Below are 15,989 nucleotides of genomic sequence, written 5' to 3'. Positions count from 1 at the left end.
TCATGCGTCGCCGCCAAACAGCTTCCCGATTTCCTCATCGGCCATGCGATCAACCTCGTCCGGAACTGAAAACTGCCCGGCCATAAACCCAACGCGACGCATTTCGCCGGCCGCAGGTGCGTCTATGGCAACGACCTTCACCATCGGCTTGCCGGATTTCGCAATTATGAAGGATTCAGCTTTGACCGCCCTGTCGACAAGACGAGACAGATGCGTCTTGGCCTCGTGAATATTGACGGTGTGCATTGCGGGCCCCGCGACTTAGTCCATGCAACTTAGTCTACTCGGGTCGATCTTCCACTATTGAGCGACTTCCTCGCGCCTAGCCGGCTCCTAGCAAGGAAGGGATTTCGACCTAATGGCCCGAATTCGCCGTTAGGAATGGCTTGATCAGGATGGTAGCTTCGCTCAACCACAGCAACGAAGTCGGAGGCGATAGTTCGATGAGTGTGGGGAAGGCATCTCGCCCAGTAGTGCCGTTGGACGCCCGTTTCGACTTCGATGCCGCCGATCTTCGACGGATCTCGAGACACAGTAACTGTTTGGATCAAGTCCCGCATCGCCTCTGCGGATTCGGAGTTGCCAGCCCCAATTCCTTTGGCAAGCCTATTTGAAGCTGGTTTAGTTGTTCATCGTAGCGTGCCGGCACCACAGGGCTCCAAACAAGTCACCGCGCATGGGTGTCGGCTGATCTCGACAAGGATCTCGCCGGCACTGACCAGTTTCTCGATCTCGCGGAATTCGTTCCGACGCTGCGCTCTCGCCTCGCCGCGAGACTCGAATTTCCCATTGCTCACCCGACGATTAATACCGCTTGCGCCTTTTGCGTCAATTAATAAATTTACGCATGGAAACTCTCGGACATTATCTGTAAATTTTCGCCTTGCAGTTGCACGCATGGCGGGCAGCGCCGAGGAACCACCCGGGATCGGATGTCTGTGACGAGAGGATTTCAATGCCGATGACGCACAAGACCATGGAGGATTTCGCCCGCTCCTGCGGCGTCTCCAGGCCGACCTTGTCCAAATATTTCGAGGATCCAACCAGCGTCAAGCCAGCGACGCGAAAGCGGATCGAGGAGGCACTCCGCTCGTCCGACTATCAGCCCAATCTGTTTGCCCGCAACCTGAACCGCAAGCGGACCCGCAGCATAGGCATCGTGGTGCCGACTCTCGCCGATCCTTTCTATTCCGAGATGGTCAGCCGCATCGAACTCAGGCTGCGCCACGAAGGCTACTGGCCGATCGTGATCTCCTCGCACGGCTCGCGCGAACTCGAAGTGGAAGCGACGCGAACCATCCTGTCACTAAAAGTTTCCGGTGGGCTGATCGCGCCGCTCGGCCTGCGCTCGGACCACCGTGCGCTGGAGAAGCTGACGCAGGCCATACCAATCGTCTATTTCGACACCTATCTCGAGAGCGGCACGCCATTCGTCGGCAACAACAACAGCCAGAGCGTTTCGACGATCGTCGATTACCTCTGCCGCTCCGGCGACGCGCCGGTCTATTTCGACATCCCGCACGTCAATCACAATACGCGCGAACGCCTGCACAACTATGTAAGCGCCATGCAACGGCTCGGGCAAGAGCCGGTGATCATTGGCGACACCCATGAATACACCTGGGATTTCGAACGGATCGGCTACCAGCAGATGGAGGCAATGCTCAGCACTGGTGGCTTGCCGGGTAAGACCATTTTGTGCGCCAATGACCGCCTGGCCTTCGGCATCATGGCGGCCGCCTATTCGCAAGGTCGCAAGGTCGGCCGCAAAAGCGATTGCGACCTGCGCGTCGCGGCCCATGACGACCACCCGCTCAGCCGCTACACCTGTCCTGCCTTGACCACCATGGCGCAGGACTTCGCCGCTATGGCGGGACGCAGTGTGGAGACGCTGCTGGCCCTGCTTGATGAGGACGGGACTGCGGTTGCACCCAAGATCAATCTCGACGCGACGCTGGTCATGCGTCAATCGGCCTGAGCATTTCCAAAGGCGAGATCGAAGCCGCGCCATGCGCCGACCGCCGCGCTGACCGCTTGCCGTGCAGCCGGGCCATGGCGGCCCATCGAGACGAAGCCGTGGATCTGGCCATTCCAGCGGCGCAGGGCGACCGGCACTCCTTCATCTTCCAGACGCTTCGCGTAGGCCTCGCCTTCGTCGGCGAGAATGTCATGGCCGGCGATGGCAACAAAGGCCGGCGCCACACCGGCAAGGCTGGCCGCCTTCAGCGGCGACACGCGCCAATCGTCGATATCGCCGGCATGGGTGACATAGTGGTCGCGGAACCAAGCCATGGTTGCCGCAGTGAGACCAAAACCCTCGGCAAAGCGGCAATAGCTGTCGGCCGTCTGCGAGGCGTCCGTATTCGGGTAGAACAGCAGCTGCGCCGTCGGCGGATTCTTGTTTTCGCGCGCGAGCAGGGAGAGCACCGCGGCGAGGTTGCCGCCCGCACTGTCGCCTGCGACAGCGATGCGCTTCGTGTCGACGCCGAGATCGTCGACGGCACTTTGCATGAAGGCAAGCGCCACGCGGCAATCCTCGATCGCCGCCGGGAACTTGTGCTCCGGCGCCAGCCTGTAGTCGGGACAGACGACGACGCAGGCGGCCATGTTGGCAAACCAGCGGCAGATCTCGTCATGGGAGTCGAGATTACCGATCACCCAGCCGCCGCCATGCAGATAGAGCAACGCCGGCGCGCCATGCGCGGAAGCTCCTAGCCCGCGATAGATCCTGAGCGTCAATGGGCCGCTTGGTCCGGCGATGGTGCGCTCGGTCAGCGAGGCGACCGGCTCGCGTTCGCCCTGCAGTGTCGGAAAGCCCTGCTCATAGGCGCGGCGGGCTTCCTGAGGGCTGCCGGCCTCGAACGGCTTGGCGGCCGCCTGCCGGCCGAGGTCGAGCACATGCTGGGCTTCCGGATCGAGCAAGGGCGAAGGCGATATTGTCATGGACGGCCCCCAAACTCAGGCAAGCAGGCTTGCCGCCTCGTCCTCCGCAAGGAGTGGCGGCTGATCGACGGTTCCATTGACTGCAACCGACTCGCGGCTTTCGCCCGAAGCGAGGATCGCTTCCATGATCTCCAGCACATGCAGCGCAAGGTCGCCGGACGCACGCGGCTTTCTTCCGCTCAACAGCGCGCGTGAAAGGTCGGCGACGCCGAGCATGCGGTAATTGGCGCGATCGGGCGCGGCGAAGGGCCAGTTGCGCGCGCCGTAGAGTTCGCTCTCGCTTGTGAAGTCTGCCCAGTCGGCTCCGCGCTCCGAAAGCGAGACGGTGCCGCCGAATGTGTCCGGATCGGGCAGCTTGAGCGAGCCTTCCGTGCCATGCAGTTCGATCGGATGGTTGGAGTGCTTGAAGACGTCCCAGGAGGCGCCGAAGGCGACGGTAGCGTCTGAGCGGAATTCCAGCAGCGACAGGATGCTGGTTGGCGTGCCGACCTTGAAGGTGGTGTTCCTGTAGGGACCCTCTGCGGTGATCAGGCGCTCCTCCTGGCCACGCGTTGCCATGGCCATCACGCGGCCGACCGGCCCGAGCAGGTTGACCAGCATAGTCAGGTAATATGGCCCCATGTCGAAGACCGGGCCGCCACCGGGTTGATAATAGAATTGCGGATTGGGATGCCAATGCTCCATGCCGCGCCCCATCATGAAGGCGGTGCCGGTCACCGGCCGGCCGATCGCACCCCCGTCCATGAGGCGGCGCGCCCGCCGGCCGACGGCGCCAAGAAACGTGTCGGGGGCCGAGCCGAGCAGCAGCCCGCGCTTCGCCGCCTCCGTGACAAGACGGCGGCCGTCGTTGGCCGAGGTCGCCAGCGGCTTTTCGGTGAAGACATGCTTGCCCGCCGAAAGCGCTGAAAATGAGATGTCGAAATGCGCCGACGGGATGGTCAGGTTGAGGACGAGGTCGATCTCCGGGTCGGCCAGAAGCGCGTCGACGCTGAGCGGACGGATGCCATATTCGCTGGCGCGCAAGGCCGCCATGTCGGCGGAAATGTCGGCGCAGGCGCGCAGTTCCACCTCACCGAACAGAGCCGCATTGCGCAAATAGGTCATCGAGATGTTGCCGCACCCGACAACGCCGATGCCGAGCTTTGTCTTTGATTTCCCGTGCATTTCGATCGTACCTCCCAACACCGCAGCGGCCTGGACCGCTGCGCCGGCAACGGATCACATTCGCAAGCCGCTATACAACATTTTAAATATTGACGCGCGTAAAATTGTTATAGAACATGCGAAAATGCTGACGAACGTCGGGCGAGCTGCCGGCCCTGGGAGGAGAAATGACTGACATGAAAAATCGGCCGGCCGCCGGCTCGAAGCCCGTGCTCATGTGACGATCGCCGACCGCCGGCAATTTCTCACTGGAAGCGCCGGACAGCTGGTGCAGCAGCGGTCGGCTTGCGCGCAGGACTGGGCGTTCGCCGGACTCGCGCCTGTCGCGCGCCGAATGAGCTTTGCCAACACCGCCTCGGGGAGGCTGACGCAGGCGGCATCAAGGAATGAAAGGACGATCGTGAAAAACCTGAAAGTCGGTTGCCAGACCTTTACCTGGGAAATGTTGGGAGACCGCTTTGCCGGCGGCCCCGACGATCTCGTGAAGGCGATCGCGGATGGCGGCTATGCCGGCATCGAGATCACCGACACGATGATCGGCCGCTATGCCGGCAGGCCGGCGGAATTCGCCACCGCACTGAAGGCGACCGGCCTCACCCTCGTCTCCTTTGCCTTCGGTTCGAAGAACGGCTTCACACTGAAGGAGCAGATCGGCGCCGACCTCGAGGCCGCGAAGCGCTGGATCGACTTCGCCGCCGCTTTTCCGGGCGCGATGGTGTCGATGGGCTCGGCCACCGTCGTCTCGGACGGCCGACGCGACGACAGGTTCGCCATCGCGGCCGAGATCTACAACAGGGCGGGTGAGCTCGGGCGCAAGGCCGGCGTCGATGTCGCGGTACATCCGAGCTCGCACCACAACACGCTGCTGTTCGACCGCGCCGATTACGACCGTATCTTCGGGCTGATCGATCCGTCGCTGGTCGGTTGGGTGCCCGACACCGGCCATATATTGCGCGGCCACAACGACATGATCGACACCCTCACAACCCATCGCGACCGCATCCGCTACGTTCACCTGAAGGATGTCGATGCCAGCGGCACTTGGGCAATGCTTGGCAAGGGCGTCTGCGACACCCAGGCAGTGATCGCCATCGCCAGCGCCGCGCCCAACTTCAACGGCTGGCTGGTGTTGGAGGAAGAATCCGACACCGCTGCCGCAGATCCGGCCGCCGCGGTCAAGACCAACCGCCAGACGATGCGCGGCTACGGCGCGTGAGGAACAGATCATGATCCGGAAACAAGACCGCCGCCTTCGTGTCGGTGTGCTCGGCTGCGGGCCGATCGCGCAATTCGCCCACCTCGAATCCTGCGTCAAAGCAAGGAACGCCGACCTTTATGCTATCTGCGATGCCGCCCCCGACCTTTTGGGGCGCATGGGCGCGACCTATGAACCTGAGAAGATGTATGGCGACTACGACGCCATGCTGGCCGACCCGGAACTGGAGGCGGTGATCGTCGCGACCTCGGACGCCTATCACGTGCCGATGGCGATCAAGGCGCTCGAGGCCGGCAAGCATGTGCTGTGCGAGAAGCCGATCGGCGTCTCGGTCGAAGAGGGCCAAAAACTCGCCGACGCGGTCATGCGCTCCGGCAAGGTGCTGCAGGTCGGCCACATGAAGCGCTTCGACCCGGCTCTTGAGGCGGCGCGCGATTTCGTCCGCGACGAGATGGGCGAGATACTGGCGCTAAAAGCCTGGTATTGCGATTCCACCCACCGCTACACCAACACCGATGCCATCCAACCGCTGCCGGTCAGCAGCCGGCTGGCGCGCAAGCCGGCCGGTAATCCGAAGGCCGATCTCAGGCGGTACTTCATGCTTGCGCATGGCTCGCACCTCGTTGACACCGCACGCTTCCTGTGCGGTGAGATCCTCGCGGTGCGCGCCCGTCTCAACCAACGTTTCGGCGCCTATTGCTGGTTCGTCGAAACGGAATTCGCCAACGGAGCGCTTGGCCATCTCGACCTGACGGTGGCTGTGCGCATGGACTGGCACGAGGGCTTCCAGCTCTACGGCGAAAACGGCTCGGTGATCGCGAAGACTTTCAATCCCTGGTACTTCCGGGCAAGCGAGGTCGATATCTTCCATGAGAAGGATGCAACGTCGCGCAAGCCGCTTGGCGCGGACGGCCATTTCTTCCGACGCCAGCTCGAAGGCCTCTCCGACACCGTGCTTGACGGCGCGCCGCTGCGTGGCGCCGACGTCGAGGACGGCCTCGCCTCGATCCGCGCCATGGTGGCGATCGCCCGCTCGGTCGAAACCGGCCAACGCGTCGAGATTGCTGGCGTAACAGGAGCGGTCTGATGGAGATCGGGGTCTTCGCCAAGACTTTTCCGGGAAGCGAGCCGGCCGGTGTGCTGGCCGCGGTGCGCGACGCCGGATTTGCCGTTACCCAGTTCAACCTTGCCTGCGCCGGCCTGCCGTCGATGCCGGATGCGGTGCCGGATCACGCCATCAGCACTATTGCGGCTGCGTCTAATGCCTCCGGCGTCGCTTTGGTGGCGCTGTCGGGCACCTACAACATGGCCCATCCGGACATGACGGTGCGCCACGACGGCCTGCGCCGTCTTGGCGCGGTCATCGAGGCCGCGGCAGCGCTTTCGGTTCCGCTCGTCACCCTGTGCACGGGAACGCGCAACGCGGACGACCAGTGGGCGCATCACCCTGGCAATGCCGATCCGTCGGCCTGGGCCGATATGGCAAGCGAGATGGAAAAGGCGCTTGCTCTGGCCGAGCATCACGGTGTCGATCTCGGCATCGAACCCGAACAGGCCAACATCGTCACATCGGCAGCGGACGCGATGCGCATTATCGCAGAGATGGGCTCGAAGCGGCTGCGCATTGTGCTCGATCCGGCGAACCTGTTCGAACAGGCGAGCACAGGGCAAGCACGCGCCGTCGTCGCTGCAGCAGTCGAAGGCACCGCAGGCCACGTCGCCATGGCCCACGCTAAGGACCGTTTCGCCGACGGCCGCTTTGCCACCGTCGGCCGCGGCGTCGTCGACTTCGCCGATTTCGTCGCCCGGCTCAAAGTGTCAGGCTTTGACGGGCCGCTGGTCACGCACGGCCTTTCAGCCGAAGAGGCACCAGGCGTCGCCCGGTTCCTGAAGGGGCTGGCCTGATGGCGCGCCCGGCCACCTTGTTTCGCGACGATGCCACGCTGCGGATTTCCGATGAGGGCGACGGGCTTGCCGTCGTCTTCCAGCACGGGCTGGGCGGCGGCGAGGCACAGGTCGCGCAGGCTTTCCCCATCGACGCCGGCTGCCGGCGCATCACGTTGGAATGCCGCGGACACGGTGAGTCCGATCTAGGCAGCCGCCGACCGTTTTCAATGGCGATGTTTGCGGACGATGTTCTGGCCGCCGCCGATCAGGCCGGCCTCGACCGTTTCGTCGCTGGCGGCATTTCCATGGGCGCCGCGATTGCGTTACGCCTTGCCTGCCGTTGTCCGGACCGCGTCGCCGGCCTGATGCTTGTGCGGCCGGCCTGGACGTTCGAACGCGCGCCAGTGAACCTGCAGCCGATCGCCGAGGTCGCCGGCCTCATCCTCGATCATGGCCCCGACAAGGCCAGGACGATCTTCTCGCGGTCTGAAATCGCCGCGCACCTCCAGAGCGAGGCACCAGACAATCTCGCCTCGCTGTTCGGTTATTTCGACCGCCCGGATGCAGCATTGTTTGCGCAAGTCCTGGCCGACATCGCTGCCGATGGAGCTGAGGTCTCGGCAAGCGACGCCGCCACCCTTGGCATTCCTGTGCTGGTCATCGGCAATACTGTGGATGCGGTGCATCCACTATCGGCCGCGCATACACTTGCGGATGCCATCCCCGGCGCGGCCTTTGTGGAGATCGCCGCCAAGGCGCTCGACGGCAAAAGGCATTTCGCGGAGCTGCAGGCCGAGATCACCAAGTTCCTTCACGCCCACTTCAACATCCGGAGCCTTGTTGCCTCATGACGAGCAAATCCTTATCCGGCCGTGTTGCCATCGCCGCCTTGCCGCGCAACCGGCTGCTCGGCGAGTTTTCCCTGTGGTCGGCCGACCTGGCCAACATGGAGCGCGATCTGAAGCGCATAGACGCTTATGTCGACCTGCATCACATCGACGTCGCTGACGCCCGCTTCACCCCCGGCTTCCTGTTCTTTCCGGATCTGGTGGCACGGATCGCCAAGCTGACGACAAAGCGGATCCATGTGCATCTGATGGTCGAAGCGGAAATCGTCGAGGAGCAAACGCGCCAGTTCATCGAGGCCGGCGCCGACCTCATCAGCGTCCATGCTGAAAACGGCGAGGCCGGGTTGCGCGCCGTGCGGCTGGCGCATGAGCTCGGCGCCGAGGCCGGCGCGGTGCTCAGGCTGGAAACGCCTGTCTGCGCCGTCACGCCCTTCTTGCCCGAAGTTGCCTTTGTGACGCTTCTCGGCACGTCGATCGGCGTCAAGGGCCAGGCGCTGTCCGATCAGGCCTGCCCGCGCCTGATCGAGGCGCGCGCGCTGATGCGAAAAGCAGGTCGAGAGAACCAAATCATCTTGGCTGCCGATGGCGGAATCCGACACGAGACGGTGCCGCGCCTGCGCGCTGCCGGGGCCGAAACGGTGGTGCTCGGATCGCTGGCGTTCGGCGACCCCGACCTTGCGCAGCGCATGGCCTGGCTGCATGGGTTGAAGGTCACCGCCTGATGACCAAAGTTGCGCTTGCATTCGATCTCGGCGGAACGGAGCTGCGGGGCGCGCTGGTCGAGCGCAACGGTCGGGTTGTCGCCCGCATTTCGGCGCCGACGTTGGCGGGTGCGGGATCGGAAGCGGTGATCGGCCAGATCATCTCACTTGCTGGCAGGCTTTTGGTCGAGCGGCCGCAGGCAGAGATTGCCGGCATCGGCGTCTGCGCGCCGGGGCCGCTCGATCCCAAGGCCGGGATCGTGATCGCGCCGCCGACGCTGGCCGGCTGGTACGACGTGCCGCTGCTCGACATTCTGGGCAGGCATTTCGGCCTGCCGGTGCGGCTGGAGAACGACGCCAATGCAGCCGCGCTGGGCGAATGGCGTTTCGGCGCCGGCCGGGGTAGCGGATCGGTGGTCTTCGTCACCGTGTCGACCGGCATCGGCGGCGGCGTTGTTGCCGATGGCCACATCTATCATGGCCGACGCGGGCTGGCAGCCGAGATCGGCCATATGACCATCACCGGCGAAGGCGACCGCTGTTTCTGCGGCGCCATCGGCTGCTTCGAGGCGGTGGCATCGGGAACCGCGCTCGGGCGGCATGCCACGCGGCTGACGGCTCCCGGCGACGGCTCACTGCTCAGGCGTCTTTCCGGCGACGGCGATGTCTCGGCCAGGCACGTCGTCGAGGCCGCTCGCGCCGGCGATATCAGGGCCCTGGAACTGGTCGAGGCCGAGGCGAAGTGGCTGGGCATCGGCTTCACCAATCTGTTGCACCTCTACTCGCCTGATCTGATCGTGATGGGCGGCGGCCTCGCCAACGGCTTCGATCTGCTGGCGCCGCTTGTCAGGGGCACCGTCGAAGCGCGGGCGATGCCCGCCTATCGCGATGTGCCGATCGTACAGGCGCAGCTCGGCGACCAGGCCGGCCTGGTCGGCGCGGCAAGCCTGATCCTGCGGGAGGGCAAGCCAGGAACGTCACTGGCAATGGCGCAGAACGACGAGAGAAGATGACGCCGGCACTCGCCGGGAGCGCTTCGGCCGCAGCGAATTCGAACTCCGGCGTCAAACGCAGCGTGGCACCGAGAGGCTGATGGCAGACGGAAGGCACTCACACGTAGCGCACTTCGACTCCCAGCTTGTCCAATCGGCTACGAATCCCATACGGCATACCAGTGTCGGTGATGATCAGATCGACACGTGACAACGAGAATGCCTTGGACGAGGCGCCGATATCCCATTTGCTTGAATCTGCCACAAGGATCACACGCCTGGCCATACGAACCAGGTTACGCTTCGTACGTGCAATGTCTTCTGAGACATCGACGACGTCGAATGAGTGATCTATCGCATGCGCGCTGACGAATGCCTGGTGAGCCACAAGACCGCCCACGGCCTTGTCAAAATCCGACACGATCGTGCTGACCGTCTCGGGATAGACCCGACCGCCTATCATATGCACGTCCAGTCCGGGACGATACATCAGATGCTGCGCGATGTTCATCGCGGTTGTCGCTACTACGACATTGCTGACCGGGGGCATCTGCATTGCGACCTGCAGCAACGTCGAGCCGCTGTCGAACAGCACGGACTGGTTGTCTATGATCTGGCGCGCCGCCATCTGCGCGATACGCCGTTTGGCATCGAAGTTGCGGTACATCCGTTCTTCGAAGGCCGCGGCGGGCGAATCAGCGGGCAAGGCAATTGCGCCGCCATGCGTTTTGATCAACTGCTTTTTTGCGTCCAGAATTTCCAGGTCGGACCTAATGGTCACCTCGGACACGCCGAAGTTTTCCGCCAGTTGACTGGTGCGCGCCTGGCCGGTCCGTTGAAGCTCGAGCATGATCTGATGTCGTCGTTGTTCCGCCAGCATGTGTGACCCCGAATTGCTGTTTGAATAGCTGCACGCTAACCTTTCGAAAATCGAACCCCAAACCGGCAAGCGTTTGCGAATCCTTGGGATAGCGCGTCATCGTAGCGAACGCTAGCGGTCGCAATCGCAATCTTATATCAAAACGAAAGAAATCGAAATATTGAGTATTGTTTTGCTTTCGAGTTAGGGTCCCTCAATGTCAGATCAAAAATCGCGAAGGGACTGCACCGATATGGGCCTTGGAACTAAAATTCGCTTGTCGCGGCTGTTCTCGCATCGATCTGGAAACCTGTTCGGTGGTGCGGTCGACCATTTCGTAGGCTATGGCAACGTCCGTGAGGGCGGCCTTGCGGATCTCCCCGGCGCGCTCAAGCGAGTGATGGCCGGAGAGCCAGATTACATCAGCATTCAGCCTGGTGCGGCGCGTCATCTGTGGCCGGCTTACGCCGGCAAGGCGGCGCTGGTCATTCAGGCGGGATGCTTTACGCCCGACGATCGAATCAGTCAGTTGATCGCGACACCCGAAGATGCCGTGCGCTACGGTGCCGATGCGCTGGCCGTCGCCATTCCGGTGCGGGGCGATACCGAGGGCCACTACATTCGCTGGCTTACCGATACGGTCAACGCTGCTGCTCGTTTCGAAATGCCGGTCGTTGCTCATGTTTATCCGCGCGACTATTCAAACGGCTGCAAGATCGTCTTCACGCCCGACGAGATCGCCTATGCAGTTAGGATTGGCTTTGAGACCGGCGTCGACGTGATCAAGGTCGGATACACTGGGGACTTCGACTCATTCAAGGAAACGGTCGCCACTTGCCCGGTTCCCATCGTTATCGCCGGCGGCCCGAAGACCGAGGATCTTCTGGGCGCTCTGACCCAGACCTCTGAAGCCCTGCGCGCCGGCGCGAAGGGTGCGGTCGTGGGGCGCAATTTGTGGGGGCATGGTGACACCACGATGGCAGCGCGTGCGTTCAAGGGCGTCATTCACGACGGGATGGCGCCGCAAGACGCTTTGGCGGCTGCGGCACGTGAGCCGTGACCGGCGATCTTCAGGTCTTGGGCTTCGGAGCCTTGGCGATTGACGACATCATCTATGTCGACAGCCCGCTGGGTGCCGGCAAAGGGAGGGTGACAAATCGCACGAGGGACCACGGCGGCAATGTGGCGACGGCACTCGTTGCTGTCGCCAAGTTGGGCGGGCGTGCCGGTTTCATCGGCTGGCTGAGCGATCAGCCACATTCAGATGTCAGCGCCCGCGAACTTGAACGACACGGTGTCGACATATCGTTCGCGCCACGTCGTTCCGATGCCAGGCCGATCCGGTCGGTGATCACTGTGGCGCCTAATGGTGACCGGTTCATCGCCTATGATGATGATGTGCCGCACGGGACCTCAGATGCGCTGGCCGACAGCGTCCTTGCGCAAGCCCAGGTATTGTTGATCGACGGCTACGCCACGCAGGCGGAGATGGTCGTTGCTCGTGCCCGCACGCTGGGTCTGGCGGTGATCGCCGATATTGAGTGGACAATCGGACCTGCAACCGACCGATTGATCCGCCTATCAAATCACCTCGTATTCCCTCTGGAATTTGCGCAGACCTATACAGGCGAAAAAGAGGCGACGGCGATCCTGCGCAAGCTGTGGTCGGATGACCGCTCCGCGGTCGTGTTGACCGATGGCGATCGAGGCGCCTACCTCCGGCAAAGGGACGATGCCGTTTTGTGGCACGTTCCGGCCTACAAGGTCAGGGCAGTGGACACGACCGGCGCGGGGGATTGTTTCCATGGGGCCTATGCCTTTGCCCTTACACAGGGAAGGCAGCCTGTCGCCTGCGTTATTTATGCAAACGCCGCGGCCGCGATCTCGGTAACGGGCCGCGGTGGCCGTATGGCTCTGCCAGACCACAACGCCTGTCTCGCGTGGATGGCGAAAGAAAATGCGCCTGTGCCCATACCGATTACGTCGCCAGACTGAGAATTCATCGCTCGGATATTGCCGCTTCTGGTGGAACGTCCGGGGAGCGCGCCTTGGCTGCGCCGATGACACTGCCGGTTCGATCTGCAGTCGCGCTGGGTGGAGGCTATTCGACGTTTAGCTAGCGCTGATAATAGGGAGGATGTGACGTGGCCATTGTTGTGTTGGACAAGATTTGCAAGACCTACGGGACGAAATTCCAAGCAATCAGGGATCTTAGCCTGACGATAAACGATGGCGAGTTCCTCATTCTCGTTGGCCCGTCGGGATGCGGAAAATCGACTGCCTTGCGCATGATCGCGGGGCTGGAAGAGATCAGCAGCGGAACCCTGACCATTGGCGGCGAGAATGTTGAGGATCTGGCGCCGAAGGACCGCGATATTGCGATGGTCTTTCAGAATTATGCCCTGTATCCGCATATGACAGTGTTCGACAACATAGCCTTCTCGATGAAGCTTGCGGGGAAGAGCAAGGCCGAGCGCACGAAGCGCGTCCATGAAATTGCAAAGACCCTGCAATTGGAAACGCTGCTCGACAGTAAGCCGGCGGCGCTGTCAGGCGGACAACGCCAGCGGGTCGCCATGGGGCGCGCGATGGTGCGCGAACCGGCGGCCTTTCTCATGGATGAACCCTTGTCAAACCTCGATGCCAAGCTGCGCGTGCAAATGCGCGCGGAAATTGTCAGCCTGCAAAGACAGTTGGGGGTGACCACGATTTATGTAACACACGATCAGACCGAAGCCTTGACCATGGGCGACCGGGTTGCGGTCTTGAAAGGCGGTGTGCTTCAGCAGGTCGACACGCCAAAGACACTGTACAATCGGCCAATCAATGCCTTCGTGGCGGGTTTCATCGGGTCGCCATCGATGAACCTGTTCGAAGGCCGTTTGCACAATGGCAGGATCGACCTGCCGACCTTTTCGATCCCGGTGCCGACGAGTGCGTTTGAGCGCTCGCCTGGTCTGACCGCCTTCGAAGGCAAGACACTCATCTTCGGCATACGCCCCGAGGATCTCTACGACAGCAGTCTGGAATCGGGATCGCGCCATGCCACTCTGCCGGCCATCGTAAAGTCGACGGAGGAATTGGGATCCGAGCTTGTCGTTCACCTGAGTGTCGATGCGGTTCGAATCGATTCCGGCGACCCAGATGCCGTTGAAGATCTAAGCGGTGCGGCAAACGCCGTAGCGAGGTTTGAAGCCGTCAGCGCGGTCCGGCCGGGCGAGTTGATTAATCTTGCGATCAACGCGGCCAAGTTGCACTTCTTCGATCCCCAGACGCATCTCGCAATTTAGCGTGATCCGCGAGGGTTGATCCGGAAAGAATCGGACGCGCAAATTTTGTTAGACGCTGGCTCCGCTCTGGTGTGCGAACCCCTCGCTCGACCATCAAATCGGTTGGTTGAGGGTTATTTTTGGGCCGTGACTTCTAAGCTGCAAGATCGTAGCCGGCCAGGAGCCAAGCATTCGTGGGCGACTAAGATCGTTGGCTTTGCATCAAGGGAAATTTCGGGCCGTCCTCCTTGGCAAACGGTGCAACCCTGCTCGACATCGTTCAGCGTGCGACACGCCGATTTTTTCACCGGGAGCTCGAGATCGTCTTGTGCCCATTGGTCACCCAACAAAGCGACCAAGCGATCAAGAGTCGCCTGAACGCCGTCTAAATTGCGACGTCTTCGCAAGTGCGTGACCTCGCCGAAAGCCCGCTTTTCCGCCCGATCGATGCGCCTTTCATTTGTTTTCTTTTGAGCTAACAGGCTTTCGTTTGTTTACGAAATTAGCGGAAAAATGCGACGCGAGCAATGTGTACAATGGAAAAAGCATCTCCTCGGAACTCAGACAAATCGCGTTATTATTCAACTGCTTACATTTATTTCTGGCTTCGCATTATCCCAGCCATTCTTCACGATCCCAGTTCTTGATTGACACAAAGACCCGGAAGGGAACCTAGTTTGATCGCGATCGGGAGGATCGAGCCAAAACATCGCTCCGAGGAGGGAAACATGAACGTCAGTAAATATATTGTAGCGGCTTCGTCCGCTGTGGCCGTCTGGGTACTATCTGCCACCTGCGCCTTCGCTGAGACCAATCTCGAATTCATCCAATGGTGGGAGCCCGAAATGCCCGCTGGCGCTCTGCGTGGCATCATGGATGAGTTCGAAGCTAAAAACCCTGGCATCAAGGTGACGCTTGTCAGCGGCCCCTACTCCGCCACCCATGATCAGATCGTGGTCGGCGCCGCGTCGGGTACGCTCAGCGATGTCGTCGGCCTGGACGGCGCATGGGTCAACGGGCTTGCAAAGCAGGGCGCAATCGCGTCGATGGACAGCCTAATGGCCGACGCCAAATATGACCCGAGCCAGATCGCTGACATCATCAAGGTCAACGGCCAAAGCGTCATGTTCCCGCTAGCCTCGTTCGTATACCCGGTCTTCGTCAATCTCGATCTGGCCAAGGCTGCCGGTGTCGACAAGATGCCGACTACCCGCACAGAATTCGCCGCTGCCGCGAAGAAGATGACCAATACGGACAAGAACGAATACGGGTGGGTGCTGCCGCTATCGCTGCAAAATCCCGGCGGCATCCAGAACGACGTGATGTCTTGGGTGTGGGCTTCCGGGGCGTCGATGCTCAAGGACGGTAAGCCCGATGTGGAAAATAGTGCCGTGGTCGGTACGCTCGAATACATCAAGTCCCTGCAGGACGCCGGCGTCATATCGCCAGGCATCTTTGCCAAGAAGGAACAGGACAAGGTCGAAGAGTTCGTCAACGGCCGCGTTGGAATGATGATCGACTCGCTGGCACATATCAATCTTATCCGCCAGCGCAACCCCGATCTCAAGTTCGGCATCTCTGCCCTGCCTGCGGTTGATGGCTATTCGGGTAAGCGCGGACTGCCCTATGCCTCGTGGGGCATCGGCATCAGCAACAGCACCGAGCACAAGGCTGAGGCCTGGAAGCTCGTTGAATATCTGATGAGCCCGGAAGTGAACGGCCGCCTGGTATCGCTCGCAAACGCCTTTCCAGGCAATGTGCACGCGAAGCCTGACTTCTCGAAATCGGACCCGCTATTTGAGGAAGCCTTCAAGATCTACCAAAGCGGCCACCTGGCCAACGAATTCGTGGGCCTGCCCGTCGCCGAGGACCTGATGCGAGACATGAACGTCGAAGTGCAAAAGATGTTCGACGGCCAGCAAACCGCAAAGGACGCGGCTGCCAATACGCAAAAGCAGTGGTTGGTTGACTTCGCCAAGTAGGCGCAGCTCCAGACAATTCCGGCAGCGCGATATGGTTCTATCGCGCTGCCGCTGCATCGTAACCAGACGATACGTTCCTACGATCAAACGGGTTACACCTCATGAGCCTCGCCAACGAAGGTCTGATC

General features: G+C 61.6%; 15 protein-coding genes. 11 read left to right on the top strand and 4 right to left on the bottom strand.

From position 1 onward, the window contains the following. Positions 1-246 (bottom strand): type II toxin-antitoxin system Phd/YefM family antitoxin, encoded by a 246-nt coding sequence (locus NKH37_RS07890; protein WP_023721842.1) that lies wholly within the window; start codon positions 244-246, stop codon positions 1-3. A gap of 709 nt (positions 247-955) precedes the next feature. Here NKH37_RS07890 and NKH37_RS07885 point away from each other — a divergent pair. Then, entirely contained in the window at positions 956-1,978 is a 1,023-nt protein-coding gene (locus tag NKH37_RS07885; RefSeq protein ID WP_352483924.1) for a LacI family DNA-binding transcriptional regulator, read from the top strand. Here NKH37_RS07885 and NKH37_RS07880 read toward each other — a convergent pair. Both NKH37_RS07880 and NKH37_RS07875 read right to left on the bottom strand, forming a co-directional pair. Continuing rightward, positions 1,966-2,943 carry an alpha/beta hydrolase gene (locus NKH37_RS07880; protein ID WP_353005885.1) on the bottom strand — a complete coding sequence of 326 codons (978 nt, stop codon included), beginning with the start codon at positions 2,941-2,943 and terminating at the stop codon, positions 1,966-1,968. The two genes, NKH37_RS07885 and NKH37_RS07880, sit on opposite strands and share 13 nt — an antisense overlap. A gap of 15 nt (positions 2,944-2,958) precedes the next feature. Further along, positions 2,959-4,107 carry a Gfo/Idh/MocA family protein gene (locus tag NKH37_RS07875; RefSeq protein ID WP_023721845.1) on the bottom strand — a complete coding sequence of 383 codons (1,149 nt, stop codon included), beginning with the start codon at positions 4,105-4,107 and terminating at the stop codon, positions 2,959-2,961. Positions 4,108-4,549: 442 nt separating this feature from the next. On the opposite strand from NKH37_RS07875, the gene NKH37_RS07870 reads away from it, so the two are divergent. Genes NKH37_RS07870 through NKH37_RS07845 form a run of 6 tightly spaced genes read left to right on the top strand, consistent with a single transcriptional unit; the run spans position 4,550 to position 9,772 of the window. Beyond that, positions 4,550-5,323: a sugar phosphate isomerase/epimerase family protein gene (locus NKH37_RS07870; protein WP_352496446.1), complete on the top strand. Its 774-nt coding sequence runs from the start codon at positions 4,550-4,552 to the stop codon at positions 5,321-5,323. A gap of 10 nt (positions 5,324-5,333) precedes the next feature. Next, positions 5,334-6,410 carry a Gfo/Idh/MocA family protein gene (locus NKH37_RS07865; RefSeq protein ID WP_023721849.1) on the top strand — a complete coding sequence of 359 codons (1,077 nt, stop codon included), beginning with the start codon at positions 5,334-5,336 and terminating at the stop codon, positions 6,408-6,410. Then, positions 6,410-7,228, top strand: a complete 819-nt coding sequence (locus NKH37_RS07860) for a sugar phosphate isomerase/epimerase family protein (protein ID WP_352483929.1) — start codon at positions 6,410-6,412, stop codon at positions 7,226-7,228. The genes NKH37_RS07865 and NKH37_RS07860 overlap by 1 nt, the downstream gene beginning before the upstream one ends. Next, a complete protein-coding gene (locus NKH37_RS07855) occupies positions 7,228-8,061 on the top strand; it encodes an alpha/beta fold hydrolase (protein ID WP_353005884.1) in 834 nt (277 codons plus the stop codon). Before NKH37_RS07860 ends, NKH37_RS07855 begins: the two co-directional genes overlap by 1 nt. Then, entirely contained in the window at positions 8,058-8,780 is a 723-nt protein-coding gene (locus NKH37_RS07850; RefSeq protein ID WP_353040913.1) for a ribulose-phosphate 3-epimerase, read from the top strand. The genes NKH37_RS07855 and NKH37_RS07850 overlap by 4 nt, the downstream gene beginning before the upstream one ends. Next, on the top strand, positions 8,780-9,772 hold the full coding sequence (locus NKH37_RS07845; RefSeq protein ID WP_353040911.1) for an ROK family protein: 993 nt from the start codon (positions 8,780-8,782) through the stop codon (positions 9,770-9,772). Before NKH37_RS07850 ends, NKH37_RS07845 begins: the two co-directional genes overlap by 1 nt. A 97-nt stretch (positions 9,773-9,869) precedes the next feature. Here the strand turns inward: NKH37_RS07845 and NKH37_RS07840 are convergent, their stop codons facing one another. Further along, entirely contained in the window at positions 9,870-10,631 is a 762-nt protein-coding gene (locus tag NKH37_RS07840) for a DeoR/GlpR family DNA-binding transcription regulator (protein ID WP_352496432.1), read from the bottom strand. 232 nt (positions 10,632-10,863) lie between these two features. Between NKH37_RS07840 and NKH37_RS07835 the strand changes: the two genes are divergently transcribed. From NKH37_RS07835 to NKH37_RS07820, 4 genes are all read left to right on the top strand, one after another. Further along, complete coding sequence (locus NKH37_RS07835) at positions 10,864-11,670, top strand: beta/alpha barrel domain-containing protein (protein WP_352496431.1); 807 nt, start codon at positions 10,864-10,866, stop codon at positions 11,668-11,670. Then, entirely contained in the window at positions 11,667-12,605 is a 939-nt protein-coding gene (locus tag NKH37_RS07830) for a PfkB family carbohydrate kinase (protein ID WP_352591007.1), read from the top strand. The genes NKH37_RS07835 and NKH37_RS07830 overlap by 4 nt, the downstream gene beginning before the upstream one ends. Positions 12,606-12,754: 149 nt before the next feature. Beyond that, positions 12,755-13,900: an ABC transporter ATP-binding protein gene (locus NKH37_RS07825; RefSeq protein WP_352591004.1), complete on the top strand. Its 1,146-nt coding sequence runs from the start codon at positions 12,755-12,757 to the stop codon at positions 13,898-13,900. 707 nt (positions 13,901-14,607) lie between these two features. After that, positions 14,608-15,861 carry an ABC transporter substrate-binding protein gene (locus NKH37_RS07820; RefSeq protein WP_031194880.1) on the top strand — a complete coding sequence of 418 codons (1,254 nt, stop codon included), beginning with the start codon at positions 14,608-14,610 and terminating at the stop codon, positions 15,859-15,861. Positions 15,862-15,989 lie beyond the last annotated feature (128 nt).

It is taken from the genome of Mesorhizobium sp. M1217 (genome assembly GCF_040318275.1).
Lineage (GTDB): Bacteria > Pseudomonadota > Alphaproteobacteria > Rhizobiales > Rhizobiaceae > Mesorhizobium.
Note: the sequence above shows the minus strand (reverse complement) of the source record. Positions and strands in the feature narration are given on the sequence as shown.